Annotated in this window: 21 protein-coding genes and 1 pseudogene; 8 read left to right on the top strand and 14 right to left on the bottom strand. The window is 49.8% G+C overall.

The window, feature by feature from the left end; translation table 11 throughout:
• Positions 1-194: 194 nt before the first annotated feature.
• From ACJHWR_RS15595 to ACJHWR_RS15610, 4 genes are read left to right on the top strand one after another with little or no spacing between them, the layout of a single operon-like run.
• Complete coding sequence (locus ACJHWR_RS15595) at positions 195-641, top strand: PTS fructose transporter subunit IIA (protein WP_000729606.1); 447 nt, start codon at positions 195-197, stop codon at positions 639-641.
• Between the two features lie 10 nt (positions 642-651).
• The gene (locus ACJHWR_RS15600; RefSeq protein WP_000446000.1) at positions 652-2103 is read left to right on the top strand and encodes a PTS fructose-like transporter subunit IIBC; all 1452 of its coding nucleotides are present in this window, start codon (positions 652-654) and stop codon (positions 2101-2103) included.
• On the top strand, positions 2093-3163 hold the full coding sequence (locus tag ACJHWR_RS15605; RefSeq protein ID WP_001019502.1) for an aminopeptidase: 1071 nt from the start codon (positions 2093-2095) through the stop codon (positions 3161-3163). Before ACJHWR_RS15600 ends, ACJHWR_RS15605 begins: the two co-directional genes overlap by 11 nt.
• Positions 3163-4911: a putative frv operon regulatory protein gene (locus ACJHWR_RS15610; protein WP_410226704.1), complete on the top strand. Its 1749-nt coding sequence runs from the start codon at positions 3163-3165 to the stop codon at positions 4909-4911. The genes ACJHWR_RS15605 and ACJHWR_RS15610 overlap by 1 nt, the downstream gene beginning before the upstream one ends.
• Positions 4912-4966: 55 nt before the next feature.
• Here the strand turns inward: ACJHWR_RS15610 and ACJHWR_RS15615 are convergent, their stop codons facing one another.
• The 4 genes from ACJHWR_RS15615 to fdhD form a co-directional block, all read right to left on the bottom strand.
• Positions 4967-6022, bottom strand: a complete 1056-nt coding sequence (locus tag ACJHWR_RS15615; protein ID WP_012311904.1) for a YiiG family protein — start codon at positions 6020-6022, stop codon at positions 4967-4969.
• Between the two features lie 194 nt (positions 6023-6216).
• The gene (locus ACJHWR_RS15620) at positions 6217-8523 is read right to left on the bottom strand and encodes a hypothetical protein (RefSeq protein WP_000355938.1); all 2307 of its coding nucleotides are present in this window, start codon (positions 8521-8523) and stop codon (positions 6217-6219) included.
• A 1-nt stretch (position 8524) separates the two neighbouring features.
• Positions 8525-10360, bottom strand: a complete 1836-nt coding sequence (locus ACJHWR_RS15625; RefSeq protein ID WP_000105771.1) for an ATP-binding protein — start codon at positions 10358-10360, stop codon at positions 8525-8527.
• Between the two features lie 309 nt (positions 10361-10669).
• Positions 10670-11506, bottom strand: a complete 837-nt coding sequence (fdhD, locus tag ACJHWR_RS15630) for a formate dehydrogenase accessory sulfurtransferase FdhD (RefSeq protein WP_000753600.1) — start codon at positions 11504-11506, stop codon at positions 10670-10672.
• Positions 11507-11699: 193 nt separating this feature from the next.
• On the opposite strand from fdhD, the gene fdnG reads away from it, so the two are divergent.
• Genes fdnG through fdhE form a run of 4 tightly spaced genes read left to right on the top strand, consistent with a single transcriptional unit; the run spans position 11700 to position 17223 of the window.
• A complete protein-coding gene (gene fdnG / locus ACJHWR_RS15635; protein WP_012311905.1) occupies positions 11700-14750 on the top strand; it encodes a formate dehydrogenase-N subunit alpha in 3051 nt (1016 codons plus the stop codon).
• Between the two features lie 12 nt (positions 14751-14762).
• Positions 14763-15665: a formate dehydrogenase O subunit beta gene (fdoH, locus tag ACJHWR_RS15640; protein ID WP_000331377.1), complete on the top strand. Its 903-nt coding sequence runs from the start codon at positions 14763-14765 to the stop codon at positions 15663-15665.
• A complete protein-coding gene (gene fdoI, locus ACJHWR_RS15645; RefSeq protein WP_000829018.1) occupies positions 15662-16297 on the top strand; it encodes a formate dehydrogenase cytochrome b556 subunit in 636 nt (211 codons plus the stop codon). Before fdoH ends, fdoI begins: the two co-directional genes overlap by 4 nt.
• Positions 16294-17223, top strand: a complete 930-nt coding sequence (gene fdhE, locus ACJHWR_RS15650) for a formate dehydrogenase accessory protein FdhE (protein WP_000027718.1) — start codon at positions 16294-16296, stop codon at positions 17221-17223. Before fdoI ends, fdhE begins: the two co-directional genes overlap by 4 nt.
• A gap of 328 nt (positions 17224-17551) precedes the next feature.
• Here fdhE and ACJHWR_RS15655 read toward each other — a convergent pair whose 3' ends face one another.
• The 10 genes and pseudogenes from ACJHWR_RS15655 to yihV all read right to left on the bottom strand — a co-directional run bounded on the left by ACJHWR_RS15655 (position 17552) and on the right by yihV (position 25856).
• Positions 17552-17794 carry a CopG family transcriptional regulator gene (locus ACJHWR_RS15655; RefSeq protein ID WP_001309881.1) on the bottom strand — a complete coding sequence of 81 codons (243 nt, stop codon included), beginning with the start codon at positions 17792-17794 and terminating at the stop codon, positions 17552-17554.
• 218 nt (positions 17795-18012) lie between these two features.
• Positions 18013-18231 carry a CopG family transcriptional regulator gene (locus ACJHWR_RS15660; protein WP_001298592.1) on the bottom strand — a complete coding sequence of 73 codons (219 nt, stop codon included), beginning with the start codon at positions 18229-18231 and terminating at the stop codon, positions 18013-18015.
• Positions 18232-18926: 695 nt separating this feature from the next.
• Entirely contained in the window at positions 18927-19841 is a 915-nt protein-coding gene (locus ACJHWR_RS15665) for a transposase (protein ID WP_072649161.1), read from the bottom strand.
• Positions 19842-19853: 12 nt separating this feature from the next.
• A pseudogene (locus ACJHWR_RS15670) lies at positions 19854-20741 on the bottom strand (hypothetical protein); the annotation flags it as partial.
• Positions 20742-21156: 415 nt separating this feature from the next.
• Positions 21157-22098, bottom strand: a complete 942-nt coding sequence (gene fabY, locus ACJHWR_RS15675) for a fatty acid biosynthesis protein FabY (RefSeq protein ID WP_001297068.1) — start codon at positions 22096-22098, stop codon at positions 21157-21159.
• 44 nt (positions 22099-22142) lie between these two features.
• Entirely contained in the window at positions 22143-22580 is a 438-nt protein-coding gene (dtd, locus tag ACJHWR_RS15680; protein ID WP_000560983.1) for a D-aminoacyl-tRNA deacylase, read from the bottom strand.
• Complete coding sequence (locus ACJHWR_RS15685; RefSeq protein ID WP_000920762.1) at positions 22577-23449, bottom strand: virulence factor BrkB family protein; 873 nt, start codon at positions 23447-23449, stop codon at positions 22577-22579. Before ACJHWR_RS15685 ends, dtd begins: the two co-directional genes overlap by 4 nt.
• Positions 23443-24042, bottom strand: coding sequence for a glucose-1-phosphatase (yihX, locus tag ACJHWR_RS15690; protein ID WP_001315111.1), 600 nt, complete (start codon positions 24040-24042; stop codon positions 23443-23445). The genes ACJHWR_RS15685 and yihX overlap by 7 nt, the downstream gene beginning before the upstream one ends.
• Positions 24043-24140: 98 nt before the next feature.
• Complete coding sequence (locus ACJHWR_RS15695) at positions 24141-24926, bottom strand: DeoR/GlpR family DNA-binding transcription regulator (RefSeq protein WP_000059678.1); 786 nt, start codon at positions 24924-24926, stop codon at positions 24141-24143.
• A 33-nt stretch (positions 24927-24959) separates the two neighbouring features.
• Positions 24960-25856 (bottom strand): sulfofructose kinase, encoded by an 897-nt coding sequence (yihV, locus tag ACJHWR_RS15700; RefSeq protein ID WP_000621643.1) that lies wholly within the window; start codon positions 25854-25856, stop codon positions 24960-24962.
• Positions 25857-26002: the final 146 nt, after the last annotated feature.

Below are 26002 nucleotides of genomic sequence, written 5' to 3' on the forward strand. Positions count from 1 at the left end.
TAAACATTCACAACATCATTAAATAATGATTTTTTATTCACTGAATTTATTTTTCCCATCAATATGTGCCTTACACCACAAAATTTATCCTTCACTCTGCCTTATATTGTCACGACTTCACGACATATCCGCGCTCATCACAAAACCGCCCCGCCGTTACAATTAACTATAATATTTTTTCATGGAGTCCAATAATGGCAGCACTTACTGCAAGCTGTATTGACCTGAATATTCAGGGCAATGGCGCTTATTCCGTTCTGAAGCAGTTGGCGACAATGGCGTTACAAAACGGTTTTATCACCGACTCACACCAGTTCCTGCAAACCCTGCTGCTGCGCGAAAAAATGCACTCCACGGGATTTGGTTCCGGCATCGCCGTGCCGCACGGTAAAAGCGCCTGCGTTAAACAACCGTTCGTGTTATTCGCCCGCAAAACGCAGGCCATTGACTGGCAGGCCAGCGATGGCGAAGACGTCAATTGCTGGATCTGCCTCGGCGTGCCACAAAGTGGCGAAGAGGAACAGGTCAAAATCATCGGCACGCTGTGCCGCAAAATTATCCACCAGGATTTTATCAACCAACTGCGACAGGGCGACGCCGACCAGGTACTTGCTTTGTTAAATCAAACCCTCAGCTCATAAGGAAGTGGCGATGGAGTCATCCTTACGTATTGTCGCGATCACCAACTGCCCCGCCGGGATCGCTCACACCTACATGGTGGCGGAAGCCCTGGAACAGAAAGCCCGTTCTCTCGGTCATACCATTAAAGTTGAAACTCAAGGATCAAGCGGCATCGAAAACCGCTTATCCAGCGAAGAGATTGCCGCTGCCGATTACGTGATTCTCGCTACCGGGCGTGGCCTGAGCGGTGATGATCGCGCGCGATTTGCCGGGAAAAAGGTTTATGAGATTGCCATCTCCCAGGCGCTGAAAAATATCGACCAGATTTTCAGTGAATTACCGACAAACTCGCAGCTTTTTGCCGCAGATAGCGGCGTGAAGCTCGGCAAACAGGAAGTGCAAAGTGGCAGCGTAATGAGCCATCTGATGGCGGGTGTTTCTGCGGCGCTGCCGTTTGTCATCGGTGGCGGTATCCTGGTGGCGCTTGCCAACATGCTGGTGCAGTTCGGTTTGCCGTATACCGATATGTCGAAAGGCGCGCCGTCGTTTACCTGGGTGGTGGAATCCATCGGTTATCTCGGCTTCACCTTTATGATCCCCATCATGGGCGCTTATATTGCCTCGTCGATTGCCGATAAACCGGCTTTCGCTCCGGCGTTTCTGGTTTGCTATCTGGCGAATGACAAAGCCCTGCTCGGCACCCAGTCTGGCGCGGGCTTCCTCGGTGCGGTGGTGCTGGGGCTGGCGATTGGCTATTTCGTCTTCTGGTTCCGTAAAGTGCGCCTTGGCAAAGCATTACAACCGCTGCTCGGTTCCATGCTGATCCCGTTCGTTACTCTGCTGGTTTTTGGCGTACTGACTTACTACGTTATCGGACCGGTGATGTCCGACCTCATGGGCGGGTTGCTGCACTTCCTGAACACCATTCCTCCGTCAATGAAGTTTGCGGCGGCGTTTCTGGTTGGTGCGATGCTGGCATTCGATATGGGCGGCCCCATCAACAAAACCGCCTGGTTCTTCTGCTTCTCTCTGCTGGAAAAACACATTTACGACTGGTACGCCATCGTCGGCGTTGTCGCGCTGATGCCGCCTGTCGCGGCGGGTCTTGCGACGTTCATTGCGCCCAAACTGTTTACTCAACAGGAAAAAGAAGCCGCCAGTAGCGCCATTGTGGTCGGTGCCACGGTCGCGACCGAACCGGCTATTCCTTACGCTCTGGCGGCACCACTGCCAATGATCACCGCCAATACGCTGGCGGGCGGCATTACCGGCGTGCTGGTGATCGCTTTCGGAATCAAACGACTGGCACCTGGTTTGGGTATCTTTGACCCGCTGATCGGCCTGATGTCGCCGGTAGGTTCGTTTTACCTGGTGCTGGCGATTGGCCTCGCGCTGAACATTTCATTCATTATCGTCCTGAAAGGATTATGGTTACGCCGCAAAGCCAAAGCTGCGCAACAGGAGCTTGTCCATGAACATTGAGTTGCTGCAACAGTTGTGCGAAGCCAGCGCCGTCAGCGGCGATGAACAGGAAGTTCGCGACATTCTGATAAACACGCTGGAACCTTGCGTTAATGAGATCACCTTTGATGGTCTGGGCAGCTTTGTTGCCCGTAAGGGGAATAAAGGGCCAAAAGTTGCTGTTGTCGGGCATATGGATGAAGTCGGCTTTATGGTCACCCACATCGACAAGAGCGGTTTTCTGCGTTTTACCACCATTGGCGGCTGGTGGAATCAGTCGATGCTCAACCACCGGGTAACCATACGGACACACAAGGGAGTGAAAATCCCTGGTGTAATTGGCTCCGTCGCCCCACATGCGTTAACCGAAAAGCAAAAGCAACAACCGCTGTCATTTGATGAGATGTTCATTGATATTGGCGCGAACAGTCGCGAAGAGGTGGAAAAACGCGGCGTGGAAATTGGCAATTTTATTAGCCCGGAAGCCAATTTTGCCTGCTGGGGCGAAGATAAAGTGGTCGGCAAGGCGTTGGATAACCGCATCGGCTGCGCAATGATGGCCGAGCTACTACAGACAGTAAATAACCCCGAAATTACGCTTTATGGCGTTGGCAGTGTGGAAGAAGAAGTTGGGCTACGCGGGGCACAAACCTCGGCTGAACACATTAAACCGGATGTGGTGATCGTGCTGGATACCGCCGTCGCGGGCGATGTTCCGGGCATTGATAACATTAAATACCCGCTGAAACTGGGCCAGGGGCCGGGGCTGATGCTGTTTGACAAGCGCTACTTCCCCAACCAGAAACTGGTGGCGGCGTTAAAAAACTGTGCCGCACATAACGATTTACCGCTGCAATGTTCCACCATGAAAACCGGAGCGACGGATGGCGGGCGCTACAACGTGATGGGCGGCGGGCGTCCAGTTGTCGCGCTGTGTCTGCCAACGCGTTATCTGCACGCCAATAGCGGTATGATTTCAAAAGCCGATTACGATGCTCTGCTCACGTTGATAAGGGATTTTCTGACCACCTTAACCGCGGAGAAAGTCAACGCGTTTAGCCAGTTCCGTCAGGTGGATTAATGCTAAACGAACGCCAGTTAAAGATTGTCGATCTGCTGGAGCAACAGCCACGCACGCCTGGCGAGCTGGCGCAACAGACTGGCGTTTCCGGCAGGACCATCCTGCGTGATATTGACTATCTCAACTTTACCCTTAACGGCAAAGCCCGCATTTCCGCCAGTGGCAACGCGGGCTATCAGCTGGAAATCTTCGAGCGCCGCAGCTTTTTTCAGTTGCTGCAAAAGCACGATAACGACGATCGGCTGCTGGCGCTGTTATTACTGAATACCTTCACTCCCCGTGCGCAACTCGCCTCGGCGCTTAATTTGCCAGAAACGTGGGTAGCAGAGCGCCTGCCCCGCCTGAAACAGCGCTATGAACGCGGTTTTTGTCTCGCTAGTCGCCCTGGTTTGGGCCATTTCATTGATGAGACAGAAGAGAAACGCATTATTTTGCTGGCGAATCTTTTACGCAAAGATCCGTTTTTAATTCCGCTGTCGGGCGTAACACAAGACAATTTTCAACAATTAACCACCGCCTGCGAAAAGCAACGTCGCTGGCCGCTGATGCAAGGCGACTATCTCTCAAGCCTGATTCTGGCGATTTACGCCCTGCGTAATCAACTGACCGATGAGTGGCCGCAATATCCCGGTGACGAGATAAAACAAATCGTTGAACAGAGCGGCCTGTTTCTTGGTGATAACGCTGTAAGAACCCTGACAGGTTTGATAGAGAAACAGCATCAGCAAGCGCAGGTAATTTCTGCCGATCATGTGCTGGGGTTGCTGCAAAGGGTGCCAGGCATCGCGTCATTGAATATTATTGATACGCAGTTGGTTGAGAATATTACCGGGCATTTATTACGTTGCCTTGCCGCACCGGTGTGGATTGCCGAGCACCGCCAAAGCAGCATGAATAACCTGAAAGCCGCCTGGCCTGCGGCCTTTGATATGAGTCTGCACTTTATTACGCTACTGCGTGAACAGCTCGATATTCCCCTTTTCGACAGCGATCTGATCGGTTTGTATTTTGCCTGTGCGCTGGAACGGCATCAAAACGAACGCCAGCCGATCATTTTGCTCTCGGACCAGAACGCGATTGCCACCATTAATCAGCTCGCCATTGAGCGCGATGTTTTACATTGTCGGGTGATTATTGCCCGTAGCTTAAGCGAACTTGTTGCCATTCGCGAAGAGATTGAGCCGTTATTGATCATTAACAACAGCCATTATTTACTGGATGACGCGGTAAATAATTACATCACCGTAAAAAATATCATTACGGCTGCCGGTATCGAACAAATAAAACATTTTCTGGCGACGGCATTTATTCGCCAGCAACCGGAGCGTTTTTTCTCTGCCCCCGGAAGTTTTCATTATTCGAATGTACGCGGTGAAAGCTGGCAACATATTACCCGGCAAATTTGTGCTCAATTAGTCGCACAACACCATATTACCGCCGATGAAGCGCAACGGATCATCGCCCGCGAAGGCGAAGGTGAAAACCTGATTGTTAATCGCCTCGCCATCCCACATTGCTGGAGCGAACAGGAGCGACGTTTTCGTGGATTTTTTATTACCCTCGCCCAACCGGTTGAGGTGAATAACGAAGTAGTTAACCATGTACTGATCGCCTGTGCCGCCGCCGATGCGCGTCATGAGCTAAAAATATTTAGCTATCTGGCAAGCGTATTGTGCCAGCATCCGGCAGAGGTTATTGCCGGGTTAACAGGATATGAGGCATTTATGGAGTTACTTCACAAGGGGTGAACTGTGTCGGATGCGCCGCATCCGACACTGCATTTATCACCAAAATCAAAAACGTTTAACGCAAGCTATTATAGTCATCGACCATTTCGTTGTACTCGCGTAACGCTCGTGGAAATGAGTCGTCGACCATCCAGCTTGTGTTTGCATCCTGAAGTTGCTCTTTATCCCAGTCAGAATACGGAACTTTATCTCTGACGCGGCGAACATATTTTTTAGCCTCGAGTTGATACTGGTCTGCCGAATTAATGAACGAGAAATTCATACCGCCTTTATCCGCTTCTTTGGCCTGCGCCACCAGCGTTTCCAGTTCAGACACTTTCTTCATTGCCGCATCAACATCAAACTTCTCTTGCGATATCAGGTTATTAATTTGTTTCGCTGAAATCATGACTGCCAGAGAATAGTAGTGGAATGTTTTCCCTTCTCTTTCTTCAATATTTTTCAGTTCCGCAAGCTGACGCTTATCATTAATTTCCTGGATCGCCGCATGATAAGATTCGGCTACAGGTTCAAAGGCTTCCAGATTTTTTAAGAATGTCTGGTGCAGCGTTTTCCCTTTCGCAAACGCATCGTCTTTATAATTTTCCTGGGTGTAATATTTATCCATTTCGTTAATGGTATTACCCAACGCCACGGCAGCATCGATATAACTCACCGCTACGCCATCAATAGGTTGCAGCGCAGGCGTTAACGCCACAGCACTTTTTACGCCTTTTTCACACTCAGCGAGGCTGGATTCACTAAAGCCGTAGATGCCATAAACAGTACTCTCTTTACCGGTAGGCCCCTGTTTAAAATCTTTCAGCCAGTCAGCATAACGCGCCAGACTGCGCTGTACCGGGATCTGTAACTTGTTGTAGCACTTGATATAGACATCCATTTTTTCGTCGAAAACCGCTTGTTCATCGACCACCGGTTGGGCAGGAGTTTCAGGTTTAACTTCTGCTTTTGCAACGGGAGCTTCAGCAGGTTTCGCTTCAGGAGCTGGTGCGGCAGGTTGACTATTGGCAGGCGGGGGCGTTTCTGTTTCGGCTTTTTTATCATCACAACCCGTGAGACCGAGGGCCATGATGGCGACTATAATAGCGGAAGATAATAAATTCCTTTTCATTTAATTGCCTTATAAATATTTAGATAAGAGAGATAATATTTTAAATGAAAAAATGATCCGTCACTATACACATTTTGCTTATAAACAAACCGAAATCATTCACACTCCGAATAATTCCTGCGACTTAAAATATAAATCGCAGGAAGCGATTTTAATTACCCGCTCTACCACTGGCGCAGGATATAAACTCTCACCTACATTCCATAACGTTCAGAAATAGCAGCATGCTTCTCTTCATTCGCCCCGGCTTCTTTGGCAAGACGCCACCAGCACAACGGATGTTCCCAGTCAGCGGTCAATTCGTGCAAGGTCTTATCGATATCACCTTTAGAAACTGAACGCGGCGCGCTGATAACAAAGTAGAACGCGGGCAGCGGCTGTGCATCTTCTCCCTGCTGGCTGTCCGTTAACGTATAGTCCTCGTTACTGTTGCTCCAGTAGTACCAGTTTCGTTCACGGAGCGCCTCACGGAAGGCATTAAACTGTTCTTCACCAGGCATGACACCTTCGCAGAACCAGGACTCGCCGTACTCAGTCGGGATAATGGTTTGCAGGCAGGCATAAAGTGGCGTGAAATTCTTCCGTTCTTCCTCATCCTCTGGTTGGGTGTTCAATATTTCCGCATCGAATACCACAACTTCATCAACATGTTGCGGATAATCGGTCCGGTAAGTTGGCTCAATGATCCTTGCTGTTACCGGCCCAATACGTTGAGCATAGTAATAGCGGTATTCATAATTTTCCCGGAAGCGAATGTTTAGCAGTCCCCATTTTTCGTCGATAAAACCTTCACCTTCCGTAAGTTCGATTTCCAGTTCAGCTGCAATAGCACGAACCAAATCCCATTGTTGCAGGATGCTGGCGGTCGCCATGATATCCCACTGGATATTACGAATATCTTCTTCACGGCTAATCATCAGTTGCTGCAATTGTTGTAAATAATCCAGCTGTCGATCCCAGGCTTCCTGTTTTTGTGCTGCCCAGGAGCACATGCGATAAACGCCGATCCACTCACGCCCTTTTTCGTTTTGCAGCAACTGGTGCCCAATCGACTCGAGTTCACTCCAGTCTTCCTGTTGGTTGATCACTCGCGCACGGAACCACAAGGCCATATGTAGCAGCCCCGCCTGTTCATACTGCTTCGCCAGGTGCTCAATGGTTTGCAGATCGTCACGGTGGAGCAATAAATCCAACAGATCGAAGCAAAGACCATTATCTTCCTGGATGTGGCTTTCGACGTAGCGTTGCAGAAGTTCAATCGACTCATCAATCGCATTACAGGCGTTTAACGCATTGACCAGTTTGCCCAGCAATTCCGCATCATCTGGCGCGTTCAGGTAAGCGCGGCGGAATGTTTCGACGTCTTTTTCTGGATCTGGCTGCGTTTCTTCATCGCTATTTTCAGGTACTTCTACAACCGGACGAGCAAGCAACTCTGCTTCTTTGGCGGCGATTTTTTCACTCAGTTCGAGAAACTCACGATCAACCCCCAGTAACACGCGTAATTTTGGCATGTGTCGCTGGGCCAGTTTCATCGCTATTTTGGCAACCCAGACGGATTCACGCTCCAGCGCCAGGGTAATTTGCAGTTTCGCCAGATCAACCACTTTGCGGTGCGCTCCGGCCTGCGAGCGGTGCTCCAGCATTTTTTGGATGATGCGCGCCAGTTGCCAGTTGTTTCTTTGTGGATGACGGGGAAGTAACACAGTAATGATTTTCAGCCATGACCCCCATGAATGGGGAGTCAGATCTGACCAACGCGGTAATTCCTCCCAGACTTCTTCGTCCTGCCCGCATAACGCCATGATGTACAGTTTTTTGAGGTGATTACTAATGCGGTCGCGGCCCCAGTAATCATTGGCTTCTGTCAGCTCATCAATCAGTATGCGTGCTTCATCATAACGCTGAAGTTCAATCAGAATATCGGCACGAGTATAAAGTAATGCATCAATATCATCTTCCCCGGCTGCTTTAACTGCGTCGATTTGTCGATCCAGATAAGCCAGTGCCTCCTCTATTCTTTTGGAATCTATCAGTGCACTGGCATATTCAGTGGACAAACACTGAAAACAGCTCCAGGTCGGATCAATCCGCGCGATGGTTTCTTCACATACCGCCATACGTTCATTCGCCCAGCCAGGTGCATCAATATTTTCGTAGCAGGCGGATAAATCCTGGGTAACGCAGATAGATTGTGGGCAATCTTTTGTCTCTTCCCGGTGCGCTTTTTCAAACAGCGCTACCACGTCTGGCAGCACCTTTTCACCTTCTTCATAGTTAGTCAGGCGATGACGCATTTCCCAGTGACCAATAAATATTTCCAGCCACGGATTTTTTGCCACCTGGGTAAGTGCTTTTACTTCAGGTAACAGCGAATCGCACTTTTCCATTTGCAGGTGCATAACGCCTTCCGAATAATCATCGATAAGTTGCGGAATATACTCCTGCCCGGCATCGCGTAACTCCTTAGTATATTTGTGATACCACTCCCATATATCCATTTTATTTTCCTTGATTAATTAAGACAGGAATAACCTGAGTAAAATCTTCCAGTGCCTGGTGTAAATCCCACTGCTGTTCTTTATTACCGCTGGAGCACAAAATCACTTTCAGCGATTTTAATAAGCGTAATGCCGCTGCGGGCTGTTGCTGGTGTTGTAATGCCGTCACCAGTTGCATGATGCAAGGGTTATTAAGGTTGATGTATAAACTTGAGGTTTTCGTTTTTTGGATTTGTGAAGTAAATTGCCGCGCCAGCATTAACGCTGCGGTGCTGATGCGTTTATCTGCGTCATCCTGTTCGAGAATTTGTTTTAATTCTGCTTCGCGGTCTGGCGTAACCACTAACGGTAAAACGGCGGGTTCGAAGCGGGAGATAATTAATTGCTCGCCATCGCAGAGATGCTCTTCCAGATAAGCTACCTGCTCTTCGGGTAATTCCGCCAGGCTGAACAACTGCTCATTACCTGTTTGCGTACCGACTTCGACAATCCGGCAGTGATATAACAGCGCCCAGCGACGTAAAAATGGCACGACGGCATAGCGATCGCCACGGGCAACGGGCCGTTGCAGAATGTGGAACAACATCTCTTCAAAACCGCCGTCGCGGCTTAACAGAATATGAATGCTGTTATTAACGCGTAAATCCTTCGCCAGCAACGCCCCTTTTGACGTTGGCACCTGCAAGCGATCTTTGAGCAAATCAAACAGACGGTCATCACATAATGCCGCACCGAGCAACGCTTCGTTGTGGCGCATTAATACACGCCGCCAGATTTCTGGCTGATTTTGTGCGAGATCGGACAAACCAGAAATCAGCGCCTCTTTTAACGCCTCCTGCACCGCAACCCAGGTTTCGTCCCGCTGGAGATCTTCCCGGCTCGCCGTAGGCGTTAGTTTCGATGACTCAATCACGCCGCCAATAAATCCGGCCCAGGGAGGTAACAACTCACGCGCTTCATCATCCAGTAACATACCGCGCAAAAACAGCGACAGGTTGCGGTTATCGCTGGTGCCGTAGGTTGCGCCATCCTGAATCCATAAAATCCCAACCGCGTCGCTCATCCCCACGGGCACCACCGGAATGGTGCAAATCGGTTCGAAGGAGGATTCAAACTGGGCGGCAAAGGCGAGATTTTTACGCTGTACCAGCGCGCGGTGCATGGTTACGCCTTCGGGGGCAACTTCACGCCACGGTGGTTGAAGTTTATTTACCGGCTCGCTGGCATCGCCGACATAGACCGGTTCGTGCAGCAATATACAGTAGCGGGAAAGAACGCGGTTCAGCAAATTGTTACTCGCCAGATGGCTGTACTCTTCTTTGAGCGTCAGAATCACCTGCGTACCCGTTTCCGAGGACTGATGCGGCGTAACGGTATATTTTTGCCCGTCGGTAGAGTGGTATTTCCAGCTCTGATCCGGCGTTTGCCAGGATGTGGTCAACACCGTGACCTCTTTCGCCAACACAAAGGCCGACAAAAAACCGAGGCCGAACATACCAATTAAACCGGTGTTGTCATCCTGCTGGCGCAACATTCGGGTATAACCCACGCCTACTGTCGCCAGGAAGCCGTGAATTTCACTTTCTGTCAGTCCAGCGCCAGTATCGCTAATAGTGATAGTGGACTTCGCCACGTCTGCCACCACACGAATCGCGTTATCCTTTGGTGCATCGGGCTGCTCAATCCTGCGGCGAACGATCGCATCATGGCCGTTCTGCACCAGCTCGCGCACGGCAACCACGGGAGTGGAGTAAAGATGCTTACTGAGCACCTCAATTAAGCCGTTTAAATTAACTTCTGTAGAATATGAACTACCAGGTAACTGTAATGTACTCATTTTTCAATACTCATAATCCATCACCTACTATTGAAAATACATCGCTGTTTTTACAACCGGTGCAAGGTTTGTTATTTCATTCACTCATCGGAAACATTTATTTATTGACGCGATGATTAAAACAAAATGTCTTATATAAATAATGATTAATTCTTAAAGGATTAATGCGACTGGAGTATATCGATATAACCCGGAGTTAACGAGATAATTTCTTGTGGTGAAATTATTATTTGAATGCTGAATAATATATTGAGGATTATTTAATAGAAAAATAAAACCGCAATCCAGAATCAGAATTGCGGTATTTCTTTAATTATGAATCAAACGCTGCGGATGGGTATAAACCGTTGCCCGACCCGGTTTACAAAAACCTACCAGTGTCAGATTACAGCGCTCAGCCACTTCTACAGCAAGCGTGGTCGCGGCAGACACCGCAAACAAAATCTCTACGCCGCACATCGCTGACTTTTGCACCATTTCATAACTGGCACGGCTGGAAACCAGCACCGCACCTTGCTGCCAGCTTTCCCCTTCTTGTGACCGGCGGCCTAACAGTTTGTCCAGCGCCACATGGCGACCCACGTCTTCATGCCCGCCGACCAGTTCGCCAGATGGCAACATCCAGGCGGCGGCGTGAGTACAACCGGTCAGTTGCCCCACTGGCTGAAAATCATTGAGATGACGTAATGCATCATCCAGTTTGTTGAGATCAAACGTCTGGGTGAACGGTAGCGGCTGCACCGGTTTTCCGATGTCATTAAGTTGCTCCACGCCGCACACGCCACATCCCGTACGTCCCGCCAGTGCCCGGCGACGCTCCTTCAACCCCATAAAGCGGCGGCTGGAAAGCTCAATTTGCACTTCCAGACCATTACAGGAAGGAACGACATCCATACCGAAGATATCGCGCGGACTTTCGATAATCCCCTCGGAAAGCGAAAAACCGAGCGCAAAGTACTCAAGGTCTTTGGGTGACGCCATCATCACTACATGCGAAATGCCGTTGTAGACCAGCGCAACGGGAACCTCTTCCGCCACCTCATCTAACCGTGGGTGTTGTAAATCATCACGCCGCCATAACTCAATTTGACGAACACCTGTGACACTTGTCACATTTTCGATTTCTTTTTGCTGTGTTTTTTTCACTTTCTCTTAACCAGATAAGAACACACACACCAACATTATGGTATTCTGTTACAAACCCTTCCTGGATGGAGGGAAATTGAGCCAATTCTGGACCTTTGCGGCCCCTTCCGCAAAGAAAAATAACTCCCACTCCCTGCACACGCAGCAAGCGAATGTAAATGGGACGTGACAATGTCGAAACAAGGAGCAATCCATGCAGGTCAGCAGAAGGCAGTTCTTTAAGATCTGCGCTGGCGGTATGGCAGGCACCACGGCAGCGGCACTGGGTTTTGCACCCAGCGTAGCACTCGCGGAAACCCGGCAGTATAAACTGCTGCGCACCCGCGAAACCCGTAATACCTGCACCTATTGTTCCGTAGGCTGTGGGCTGTTGATGTACAGCCTCGGTGACGGAGCAAAAAACGCCAAAGCATCTATCTTCCATATCGAAGGTGACCCGGATCACCCGGTCAACCGCGGAGCACTTTGTCCGAAAGGCGCTGGCCTGGTGGATTTCATCCACTCCGAAAGCCGCCTGAAGTTTCCGGAATACCGTGCGCCAGGTTCTGATAAATGGCAACAAATCAGTTGGGAAGAGGCGTTTGATCGCATCGCCAAACTGATGAAAGAAGACCGCGATGCGAACTACATTGCGCAAAACGCCGAAGGCGTGACTGTTAACCGCTGGCTCTCCACCGGGATGCTGTGTGCTTCCGCGTCGAGCAACGAAACCGGCTATTTAACACAAAAATTCTCCCGCGCGCTGGGTATGCTCGCGGTCGACAACCAGGCGCGTGTCTGACACGGACCAACGGTAGCAAGTCTTGCTCCAACATTTGGTCGCGGTGCGATGACCAACCACTGGGTCGACATCAAGAATGCCAACCTCGTCGTGGTGATGGGCGGTAACGCCGCTGAAGCTCACCCGGTCGGGTTCCGCTGGGCGATGGAAGCCAAAATTCACAACGGCGCGAAGCTGATTGTGATCGATCCTCGCTTTACACGTACGGCGGCGGTGGCTGACTACTATGCCCCTATTCGTTCCGGGACTGACATTGCTTTCCTGTCAGGCGTATTGCTGTACCTGCTGAACAATGAAAAATTCAACCGCGAATACACCGAAGCCTATACCAACGCCAGCCTGATCGTGCGTGAGGATTACGGCTTTGAAGATGGCCTGTTCACCGGCTACGACGCGGAAAAACGCAAGTACGATAAATCCAGCTGGACCTACGAGCTGGACGAAAACGGCTTCGCCAAACGCGATACCACGCTGCAACATCCGCGCTGCGTGTGGAACTTGCTGAAACAGCACGTTTCCCGTTATACGCCAGATGTGGTTGAAAACATCTGTGGTACGCCGAAAGACGCGTTCCTGAAAGTCTGCGAATACATCGCAGAGACCAGTGCTCACGATAAAACTGCCTCGTTCCTTTACGCGCTCGGCTGGACGCAACACTCCATTGGTGCGCAAAACATTCGTACGATGGCGATGATCCAGCTGCTGCTCGGCAACATGGGGATGGCAGGCGGCGGCGTTAACGCCCTGCGCGGTCACTCCAATATTCAGGGGCTGACCGACCTGGGGCTGCTGTCGCAGAGTCTGCCAGGTTACATGACGTTGCCAAGCGAGAAGCAGACCGATCTGCAAACTTACCTTACCGCCAACACGCCGAAACCACTGCTGGAAGGCCAGGTTAACTACTGGGGCAATTACCCGAAATTCTTCGTCTCCATGATGAAGGCCTTCTTTGGTGATAAAGCGACGGCGGAAAATAACTGGGGCTTTGACTGGTTGCCGAAGTGGGATAAAGGCTACGACGTCCTGCAATACTTCGAGATGATGAAAGAGGGCAAGGTCAATGGCTATATCTGCCAGGGCTTTAACCCTGTTGCCTCATTCCCGAACAAAAACAAAGTGATCGGCTGTCTGTCGAAACTGAAGTTCCTCGTGACCATCGACCCGCTGAACACTGAAACCTCTAACTTCTGGCAGAACCACGGTGAACTGAACGAAGTTGACTCGTCGAAGATCCAGACCGAAGTGTTCCGTCTGCCATCGACCTGCTTCGCGGAAGAGAACGGTTCAATCGTCAACTCTGGCCGCTGGTTGCAGTGGCACTGGAAAGGTGCGGACGCCCCGGGGATTGCGCTGACTGACGGCGAGATCCTCTCCGGTATCTTCCTGCGCTTGCGCAAGATGTATGCCGAACAGGGTGGCGCGAACCCGGACCAGGTGCTGAACATGACCTGGAACTACGCCATTCCGCATGAGCCATCTTCAGAAGAAGTGGCGATGGAGAGTAACGGTAAGGCGCTGGCCGATATTACCGATCCGGCAACCGGTGCGGTTATCGTCAAGAAAGGCCAACAACTTAGCTCGTTCGCCCAACTGCGCGATGACGGTACAACCTCCTGTGGCTGCTGGATTTTCGCCGGTAGCTGGACGCCGGAAGGCAACCAGATGGCGCGTCGTGATAACGCCGATCCGTCTGGCCTCGGTAACACGCTGGGCTGGGCATGGGCATGGCCGCTTAACCGCCGCATTCTGTATAACCGCGCCTCCGCAGATCCGCAGGGTAACCCATGGGATCCGAAGCGTCAGTTGCTGAAATGGGACGGCACTAAGTGGACCGGCTGGGATATTCCGGATTACAGCGCAGCGCCTCCGGGCAGTGGCGTCGGGCCGTTTATCATGCAGCAGGAAGGCATGGGGCGTCTGTTTGCCCTCGATAAGATGGCGGAAGGTCCGTTCCCGGAACACTACGAGCCGTTTGAAACGCCGCTGGGAACTAACCCGCTGCATCCAAACGTTATCTCGAACCCGGCTGCGCGAATCTTTAAAGACGACGCCGAAGCATTGGGTAAAGCCGATAAGTTCCCGTATGTCGGAACCACCTATCGTCTGACCGAGCACTTCCACTACTGGACCAAACACGCGCTGTTGAACGCGATTTTGCAACCAGAGCAGTTTGTGGAAATCGGGGAGTCGCTGGCGAATAAACTTGGCATTGCCCAGGGCGATACTGTGAAAGTCTCCTCCAACCGTGGCTATATCAAAGCCAAAGCGGTAGTGACCAAACGTATTCGCACGCTGAAAGCAAACGGCAAAGATATCGATACCATCGGTATTCCGATTCACTGGGGCTATGAAGGTGTTGCGAAAAAAGGCTTTATTGCCAATACGTTGACGCCATTCGTCGGTGATGCGAACACGCAGACGCCGGAGTTTAAGTCCTTCCTTGTGAATGTGGAAAAGGTGTAACGGAGACGACATATGGCTTATCAATCGCAAGATATCATTCGTCGTTCCGCGACTAACGGTCTGACCCCCGCGCCTCAGGCGCGGGACTTCCAGGAAGAAGTGGCGAAACTCATCGACGTCACCACCTGTATCGGCTGTAAAGCCTGTCAGGTGGCGTGTTCAGAGTGGAACGACATTCGCGATACCGTCGGCAATAACATTGGGGTGTACGACAACCCCAATGATTTAAGTGCCAAATCGTGGACGGTGATGCGATTCTCGGAAGTGGAGCAGAACGACAAACTGGAATGGCTGATCCGCAAAGACGGCTGTATGCACTGTTCCGATCCAGGCTGCCTGAAAGCGTGCCCGGCGGAAGGGGCAATTATTCAGTATGCCAACGGTATCGTCGACTTCCAGTCCGAGCAGTGCATCGGCTGCGGTTATTGCATTGCGGGCTGTCCGTTCGACATTCCGCGCCTCAACCCGGAAGATAACCGCGTCTACAAATGTACGTTGTGCGTTGACCGCGTGGTGGTTGGGCAAGAACCGGCCTGCGTGAAGACCTGCCCAACGGGCGCGATTCACTTCGGTACGAAAGAGTCGATGAAAACGCTGGCGAGCGAGCGCGTGGCGGAGCTGAAAACCCGTGGTTACGACAATGCGGGTCTGTACGATCCGGCAGGCGTCGGTGGTACACACGTTATGTACGTGCTGCACCATGCTGACAAGCCAAATCTGTATCATGGCTTGCCGGAGAACCCGGAAATCAGCGAAACCGTGAAATTCTGGAAAGGCATCTGGAAACCGCTCGCAGCTGTTGGCTTTGCGGCTACCTTCGCAGCCAGTATCTTCCACTACGTGGGTGTCGGTCCGAACCGTGCGGATGAGGAAGAGAATAATCTGCACGAAGAGAAAGACGAGGAGCGCAAATGAAACGACGTGACACCATCGTGCGCTACACCGCGCCGGAACGTATCAACCACTGGATCACCGCCTTCTGCTTCATCCTGGCGGCGGTGAGCGGGCTGGGCTTTTTGTTCCCGTCCTTCAACTGGTTGATGCAAATCATGGGCACATCGCAGCTGGCGCGCATTCTGCACCCGTTTGTCGGCGTGGTTATGTTTGCCTCGTTCATCATCATGTTTTTCCGTTACTGGCATCACAACCTAATCAATCGGGATGATATCTTTTGGGCGAAGAATATTCGTAAGATCGTCGTCAACGAGGAAGTAGGCGACACCGGGCGTTATAACTTCGGTCAGAAATGCGTTTTCTGGGCGGCGATTATTTTCCTGGTTCTGCTGCTGGTGAGCGGCGTGATTATCTGGCGTCCTTATTTTGCGCCTGCTTTCTCAATCCCGGTGATCCGATTCGCGTTAATGCTGCATTCATTTGCCGCAGTGGCGTTAATTGTGGTTATCATGGTGCATATCTACGCCGCCCTTTGGGTGAAAGGCACGATTACCGCCATGGTGGAAGGATGGGTTACCAGCGCCTGGGCGAAGAAACATCACCCGCGCTGGTACCGTGAGGTCCGCAAGACAACGGAAAAGAAAGCTGAATGAGTATTCGCATAATCCCGCAAGATGAGCTGGGTTCGAGCGAGAAACGTACGGCGGATATGATTCCGCCGTTATTGTTCCCTCGGCTCAAGAATTTATACAACCGCCGCGCCGAGCGTCTGCGCGAGCTGGCAGAAAATAATCCGCTGGGTGATTACCTGCGCTTTGCTGCGCTTATCGCCCACGCCCAGGAAGTGGTGCTGTACGACCATCCGCTGGAGATGGATCTGACCACGCGCATTAAAGAAGCCAGCGCACAAGGCAAGCCCCCGCTGGATATTCACGTTCTGCCGCGTGATAAGCACTGGCAAAAGCTGCTGATGGCGCTGATTGCTGAGCTGAAACCTGAAATGAGCGGCCCGGCGCTGGCAGTGATTGAGAATCTGGAGAAGGCATCGACTCAGGAGCTGGAAGATATGGCCAGCGCACTGTTTGCCTCTGATTTCTCGTCCGTCAGCAGCGATAAAGCGCCGTTTATCTGGGCTGCGCTGTCGCTCTACTGGGCGCAGATGGCTAATCTGATCCCCGGCAAAGCCCGCGCTGAATACGGCGAACAACGTCAATATTGCCCGGTATGTGGCTCTATGCCGGTGTCCAGCATGGTGCAAATTGGCACCACTCAGGGGCTGCGTTACCTGCACTGCAACCTGTGTGAAACCGAATGGCACGTAGTGCGCGTAAAATGCAGCAACTGCGAGCAGAGCGGCAAACTGCATTACTGGTCGCTGGATGACGAACAGGCCGCGATTAAAGCCGAAAGCTGCGATGACTGCGGCACTTACCTGAAAATTCTCTATCAGGAAAAAGATCCAAAAATCGAAGCCGTAGCAGATGACCTCGCCTCTCTGGTACTGGACGCGCGAATGGAGCAAGAAGGCTACGCCCGTAGTTCTATTAACCCGTTCTTGTTTCCGGGTGAAGGGGAGTAATCTCTGACGTTTTCCGGGTGGCGCAGGTCGCCCGGATTACAGCTCATAGGGTGTGACGACACTATCTCTCGTATTCCGCGTTACCCATTCAAGATCATGCCGCAATTGTCTGTTTGCCTCGTTCTTCCCTCCAACACATCGATAAGGTTATGGGTATGTCACTGATGACAAGCGTATGATTGCCTGATGCGCTGCGCTTATCAGGCCTACCAATAAACTTCAATATATTGAATTTGCATGACTTTGTAGGCCGGATAAGGCGTTCACGCCGCATCCAGCATGAACAACGCGCTCGTTGTCAGCAATCTGATTGGTATCATTTTTGCCATTACCATTCCTCGCGCAGCTTACGCTGGTATTCGACACCATCTTCCTCACTCCCTTGCCAGATGCCAAAAGCACTGGCTCTTGCTGTTTGCGATTGATTTACCAGGTATTGATCTACCGCTTCCCGTAATAGCTCCGCACGAGGAAGATTACGCTGCACCTCGAGATCATCAAGTTGCTTAAACAACTCATTCGATAAATTGAGTAAAATTCTGCCCATATCTATACCTGCCAGAGAGTTCATAAATATCTCGCCAATATCATTTTTGAATCTATGGAGAGAAAAGTACCCTTGCCGAATCTTTAAAGAAAGCGCATTTACGCATCATTTTTTATTTTTGCGAGGCGTTTTCCAGATACGATGTAACAGTTGCAGTTATTATAAGTTCAAGTAAAACAACCTTGTATTAATATCAGAATAAGGGCATCTGGTTTTTATATTCAAGAATAATATATTTTTTTTCATTCCTTATGCTCCTTACACTGATCATCAACAACTACTGTCTCACCCCTTTGCCTGCCTCCCTTTGCTTTACGCACCGGGAATTGCTGACGTTCCAGATATTGCTCTACCGCTTCGCGTAAAATTGCAGATCGTGAAACCTTACGCCAGCCCCTAAGCTTGTTCAGCCGTTTAATTGCCTCTTCTGATAAATGAAGAAAAACCGTATTCATCGCCATTACCAATACCTTACATATATTACTCATTAATGTATGTGCGAAAATTACGCCGAAAAATCATTTAAAAAAAGCGGATTTTTGCATGCTGTTTTGTTTTTGCGAGACGTTTTCCAGAAATAATAAGAACGTTGCAGTTGTTTCATTTGTTAATCAAAAATGGTTTAGTTATCGCCCAGGATGAGATATGGGTGCTATAAATATATTATATTCAGGGATATTTATTTTTTGATTGGGTCTTCATTTGCATAATCTGAATGGTGTACCCGAAAAACGTCAGCATCCTAACAGCACCAGGATTTAAGGTGAAATTTAACATCCATCACAGACCGTTCAATGCTGCCACCAACCGGTCTTTACTTGCTCGTCGTTATAATTTTGTTGGTAACAGTTTGGGAAACAAGGAATTCCTTCCGGAACACCCCCGGTATCATCCGATAGCATTGACGTCAATCATCGGCGCGACGATGAGTTTTTTTAATCGCATCATAGGGTGGCAACGGTCAGCACGATACGGGTCATAGCAAAACTCCTGCACAGGCGGCCACTATGCCGCTTTCACAGGAGTTCTGAATGCTGGTGCTTTCTGTATGGCATCGCCATGCCCCTCGCGGCTAAGCGCCTGCACACATCTCTCTTTGAATGTCATTTTTGCAATGCATTGTCCGAATTCTGATAATCCTAATGAGTTTTACCCGTCAGACTCCCATCCCTACGGTATACGAGCTAGATTCATGAATGAAATCGACATTTTTAAAAAACGAATCTTGTAAAACATCAGTGTTGATATTACCTTGCAACCCAACATTGAATTTGTTAGAGACATGAAGAACTCGAATATCAAAAAGGTCTTTTAATATCATTAATTCTTCGGCTGTTAATGAATCGCAGTTAAAATATCCCTGTTGATCAACAAGATTTTCTATTTCTCCATCATCAGCGAGGCGTTTTTCAAAGAGTGTTTGCAACATCGAGTTGCCAAGGACAATGGATATCGTGCGATCTTTCGCAGATTTACACCCCATCACAACGGCAACATTCGTATCCCCCTCAGGAGTTTCATTTATCGCCGTCGCTAAAATGGTGGTCAAACACGCAAACGGAACTGTATTTCTTTCGTGATTTAATTTATCTACCAGCTCATTCCATTTATCAAAAGCCGGGCGATATTTGTTGCGCACAGAAGCATCCAACTGGGTAAACAATTGAGCCATGCGATTTTTTATCATCTCGATATCCGGCGAACCAGAAAGACTTTGTGCATAATACGGTCCTGATGATGTTGCATACATTAAAGCCGAGCCCACACCTGTCGCCATGATGGGCGCAGCCACGGTTTTGGCAAGGGCGACGCTGCGATGGCTATGCGCTTCACAGGCTAAAGGAACATATTCCACTGACTGCGGTAATTCCTCACATGCCTCCCTCATCATTGCGGTATGCTTTACAAACAACGGTTTTTCACTGCCCAAAAAAACTTTCTGCTTAATTGCACTAAGAAAACGTAAATCAAAAATGATTGTTTTTGGTTTATTATTTTTTGGCACATTTCCTATTATCCCGCTAAGAACCTTTCTTGCTGCATGGAGATTTTTTTGCACAGCACATAACACAATTGACGAAGCCTTCTCTACTGCATTATTGATTTTAATTTTAAAATCTGCATGATATACGTTGACGGGCAATGCAAGTATATCTTCCCCTACATCTTTGGCTGAGTATTTATTTGTGATCGACGGTCGTGAATCCACGAGAAAACTTAGCTGCAAATTATGCTCTATATTACCAGCTGTTTTTGTAGTGTGATTAAACATAGAGATGCCACCTCTCATTCTTTCACACATATCCTCAACTTTTTCACTTCGTTCTTGAGGCAATTTGGCTTTAACGTTAATTTGATGATTTTTACCCGTGCATTCCTTAACTACAAGAGGAATGTTATCTAAAGTGCCATACAGGCTAATAACGTCACCAGGATTTTTATCATGTAAGTAAGTTTGATTAATACTCGAAGCATTCACAAAGAGGTCAATATTATAACTGTTTATAACTTCACCTACATCAAATGTGTAGTGCTTACTCTGGAGGCTGCCATCCTTGTTTAATTGTATATCAATCAATATATCCCCGGACTTTGTCACCATATCTTTGCCATAAACCATTTGCATAGCCATTTCGAGGAGATTTTTATCTAACTGATTGCGGACGTTGAGTAAGCGACTACCAAATAATTTATATACTGTTCCCGTCATTGCCAGCGCTGCACTTTCTGGTACTTTGCGTTTCCACAGTGAGGTTTCTTTATTTTTAAACAGGTCATATTTATTATTACTCGACAACCCGAGTTTAAGTTCGTTAACACAATCGCACAGTTGCTCCTCACCTTCCATTTTAAGGCGATGTGAAAAATCATTTAATAGCGTTTGCTTCGGTGATTCATTACTCATTAGTTGTTTTTCTAAATTAACAACAGAATAACTTTCTTGTTTAATGAGATTAATATTGGCAACCATTACAGCCTCCTTCCCACGGTTTAAGAGCAAACATGCCACATAATTATTTACAACATCCAGAAGCAGTAAATGAATGATACTGACAATGACGCCAGTCCATTATCTTTGCATAATGTTTGTTAGCTATAGATTTTAAAAATATTTATGAGAAAAGTATTGCACCAGAGGGGGTTTTGACTATCAAAAATCGCTCAAACCTGAACTAAGATGATGAATTAAGCATTATCAGCGATAATTGCCACTCAGCTCTACAAATAATATTTAAATGCTCCTGAACAGTGATGTAGCAAGACACGTATGGTGCCAACGAAGAATAAAAATTTATAGAGTTCTTATTCAATATAACCGGAATAGTCAGAGACTGATGTAAATGACCTGAAAGAATGAGAGAGGCAGCACCGCCCCTCTCCATCAGCTACTCTTCTTCGTTCCCGCCCTCTTCATAGGGGCCAAATGGCTTCGCGGGCAGAACGATATACGTGCCTTCAAACACTGCACCCGGCGTCTCGTCGCCAAAGATTTCGACCTGCATTTGTACCCGCGCTTTGCGCCCGCGCGCCAGACGGTCGAGATCGCCGCTTAAGGCACCGAGGTCGGCTACCGCATGAGGTTTACCGCTAATCGGCTTGCTGTAGCGAATATGCGCATCCGCCAGAATAATCGTTCCGCCCAGATGGCGTTCACGCAGCATCAGCCAGATAAGTCCCCAACCGGTGAGCGTTGCCAGTGAGAATAAACTCCCGGCAAACAGCGTATGGTGCGGATTCTGATTACCGGTTTCCGGCATGGTGGTGATAAATTTTTGCCCGGTATATTGCTGAATGCGCACGCCCATTTTTTCGCTTAGCGGGATATGTTCGTACCACGCCTGTTGCAGCTGCGCGCACCAGTCGCCGCGATGCAAAATATCATCCAGAGTGGCAACGGGTTTAATCATCAAAAAATGGCGAATCGGCGTGGTGGTTGGGGTAGTGATCTCCCCTTGATTGACAAACCCCAGTTTGGCAAAAAACTCCACCGCGTCTTCACGGGCACTACAGGTCACGCGCTTAACGCCTTCCTGACGCGCCACCGACTCAAGGGTCATCGCCATCAGCGTTCCTAACCCTTTGTCCTGCACGTCGGGATGAACGGCCATAAAGCGAATGGACGCTTCATTGTCGGCATTAATATACAGTCGGCCTACCGCCACCAGATTACCCTGCTCGTCGACGACCATCTGGTGATGCGCCATCGCATCCCACGCGTCGCGTTCCGAACCTTTCGGTTGATGCAGGGGCTTACGCAACATTTCCCAGCGAAACTGATAGTAACGCTCTAATTCTTCTTCTGTTTGTGGAACCCGAAGGTGATACATAGCGATACTCTCTCTTGTTTCCCGTGACAACCCTGGAAGCTGGCTCATACCTGCAACCAGAATGTCACGGGGCCATCATTGACCAGCGATACCTGCATATCCGCAGCGAAGCGTCCTGTTTGCGTGTTCATCTCTTGCTGACGGCAGCGTTCGACGAAATAGTCATATAACGCCTCTGCGCGATCCGGTGATGCACCTTTGGAGAAACTTGGACGCATCCCCCGTTCGGTATCTGCGGCGAGGGTAAACTGGGAAACCACCAGCACACTGCCGCCCGCCTGTTGCACGTTGAGGTTCATCTTGCCTTCGGCATCGCTAAAGATGCGATAGCCGAGCACACGCTCGCACAGACGGTTTGCTTTCTGTTCGTCGTCATCCTTTTCGACACCCAATAACACCAAAAGTCCCGCGCCAATTTCGCCCGTCACTTCTCCCTCCACGGTGACGCTGGCACGGGTTACGCGTTGAATTAATGCAATCATGGTTCGTCGTCTTCTTCTTGTTCAGCTGCTTGTTTTAGTTTGCGGTATTCCCCGAGAGTGACAGTAATTTCCGCACCAAGCAAGACGATACACCATGTCCAGTAGACCCAGACAAAGAGAATGGGGATCACCGCCAGCACACCGTAAATGAGCTGATATGAGGGGAACATGGTGATATAAAGCGCGAAACCTTTCTTTCCTGCTTCGAACAGGAGTGCGGCGACAAACGCGCCGACAATCGCGTCGCGATTAGGTACGCGGATGGTAGGAACAATGCTGTACAGCAACCAGAAGGAGATCCACGACAACAGCAGCGGAAAAATACGCAGCACGTTGTCGATGACAGTATTGAGATCGCTCGCCCAGCGCAGGGAGAGCAAATAGGAACTGATCGCCAGACTGGCCCCTGCCAGCAGCGGCCCCAGCGTTAAAATCATCCAGTACACGGCAAACGAGTAAATTTTTGGTCGCGCTCGTTTACTGCGCCAGATGGTATTCAACGCGCTATCGATGGAGTACATCAACAATAACGCCGTGACGATCAGCCCGCACGCCCCAACGGCGGTCATCTTGTTGGAATTGGCAACAAATTGTTCGATATACCGCTGAATAACATCGCCAGTAGCAGGCAGAAAGTTGGCAAAAATAAAGTGACGCAACTGAATGCTGACGTCGGAAAACATGGGAAAAGCGGCGAAAAGCGCAAAAACAACGGCAACCAGCGGCACTAATGAGAGCAACGACACATAGGCAAGGTTACCTGCCAGGGTTGTCATGTTGTCCTCATCAATGCGTTGCCAGAGTAGTTTTAGCCAGGCCCATAGTGGACGGGTACGGTGCCTGGCTTTGTCCTGAATGGTTTTTAGCATAACACCTTCGCGAAATAGTCCGGGATGGTGGTTTTATCTTTCACCAGAATACTGGTAATGCCTAGCTGATTCGCTCCTTCTATATTATCGGCGTTATCGTCGAAAAAGACCGTATCGCTGGGTGAAAAACCTTCTGCCTGCAAAACATGCTGATAAATTCGTGCTTCAGGTTTGCGCATCCCCAGATCTTGCGACAGATAGATATGGTCAGCAGCATCACGGATTTCCGGGTATTCCTCCGGCCAGAAGGTAGTATGCAGGCGGTTAGTATTGGAAAGCACCACCACGCGATGCCCCTGCTCACGCAGTTTATGCATGATGGCGATCACTTCCGGGCGCAGCGCGACAAACACCGCCTGCCAGCCGTGAGAGAACTGCTCGTAGCTTAGCGGTAGAGCCATCTCATGACACAGCGCCTCTGCGAACGCTTCGTCGCTAATTTCCCCACGCTCATGCTGATGAAACGCCTCGCCCATGTGGAAACTCTTCTTAAGCGTAGCCAGTGGAACACGCGTTAAATCGCTCCAGGCTCCCAGCACACGGTTAAAGTCGATATCGACAATCACATTACCTAAATCAAAGATATAGAGCATTTTTGCCTCCTTTCGCGCCACAAGAAATTAACTGTAGCGGGAAAGGATGGGTTTGGCTATGTGGTCAGGTATGAAGCCAGGTCAACGGTCACAAAATTCTACGCGTCTTCCTGGGGAAGGATGATTTCAATTTGGCTGTCTTGTAAGCGTGATTTTAGCGCAGCGGGCGGCAGCTCGTCGGTAAAGAGCGCAGTGACCTGTGCCACATTACCAATTTCAACCGCCGCCGAAGCATGATACTTAGTGTGATCGGCGACCAGCAGAATATTTCTCGCGTGCGCCATCATCGTTTTCACCACGTTAGCTTCGTTAACATCAAACTCCATCAACGCGCCATCGCTCTCAATTGCGCCTACACTTGTTACCAGATAATCGGCGCGAAAATCGGCCACAAAGGACGCCGCTGAAGGGCCAATGATCCCACTGTTATGGGAACGCAGCGTTCCGCCAGGCACCATCACTTCAAAGCGCGGGTTGTGGTAAAGAATATGCGCCACACGCAGGCTGTTGGTGATTATCCGCAAATGGTTATGGTTAAGTAACGCCCGGGCAACATGCTCAACGGTCGTACCAATGGTGATAAATATTGTCGATCCATCAGGAATATAGTCTGCCACCGCTTCGGCAATCGCTTTTTTCTCTTCAGTTTGCGAAACCTCACGCTGCTCGAACGCCGTATTAACGACGCTGGAAGCCCGACCCGCGCCACCGTGATGGCGCGTAATCAGTCCTTGCTCGCTTAATTTACGAATATCCCGGCGGACCGTCTGCGTGGAGACATCCAGCAGATTTGCCAGCTCATCAATATTCATATACCCACGCTCGGCGATCAGCATGAGGAGTTGGTCGTGCCGCGGGTTACCGGTTAGTTCGGTAAGGCTCATGAAAATTCCTCGAAAAACCATCACCCTGGCATTTTATACAAAAAGTGACAAAAAAGATCGGGTTTGATCACAGTCAGGGATCCCAGCTCGTCCACCGGGACGTGTGCATTTTAACGCCGCTACACCGCTGGCGAAGCGGACTGACTCCGCTAAATCCCCACCTGTGGCCAGCGCCACCGCCAAAGCGCCGTGAAAAACATCACCCGCTCCTGTGGTATCTACCACATCAACTTTGAAGGCCGGTTGATGTTGACGCCCGCCATTTTCCAGCCAGTCGCAGCCTGCGCTGCCCTGGGTCACATAGACATGACCATTTGTGAGCGTTTGTGCCTGTTTTAGGGCACTCGCCATCTCTTTCACGCCCGTTAAGCGCGCCAGACCCGGTTCTGAAAAAGCTGCATGATCGCTTAACGCCACCAGTTCGCTGATATCCTGCGGCGTAATATCACCGTCCAGCACGGTCATTACGCCCGCCTGCCGCGCCAGAGTGAAGGCTTTTTTCGCGCCGTCGTGCCAGCGTACATCTGCCAGCACCACGTCCCACTGAGAGAAATCAATTTCCTCCAACCACTCTGCATCTGGCAGTAGGTCTGGGCTGGGATAGTTAATGATGATTCGCTCACCTTTGGCATCCACCATGATGGCGGATTGCGAAGATTTCGCCTGGTTATACCGTTTGGTGTAACGGGTGTTAACGCCCCAGGATTCCAGCTCTGCCAGCAGGCTGTTACCCGTGTCGTCATCACCGACGCGACCAATAAAATCGACCTGCGCCCCCAGCCTTGCCGCCGCAACCGCTGCCGTCGCCGCTGGCCCGCCACCAACTTCCGTATAATTTCTCGCCACGTATTTACCGCTCTCCGTCGGTAATCCTTCCACGTAATAAATACGATCCATCACGGTAATACCTACACAAGCAACACGAATCATGGTCATTCCTTAAGCATTTTGGGATGCGTTCATTTTAATTTCACCAATTGTTTAAAAAGTGACGGCTGTCAATTTTTTGACGATAAATTACAAATACGATCAAAAACAGACAAGCAAAGCATGTCATAAATGACAAAAAGTGACAT

Source organism: Escherichia sp. WS568 (assembly GCF_046486085.1).
GTDB classification, from domain to species: Bacteria; Pseudomonadota; Gammaproteobacteria; order Enterobacterales; family Enterobacteriaceae; genus Escherichia; species Escherichia coli.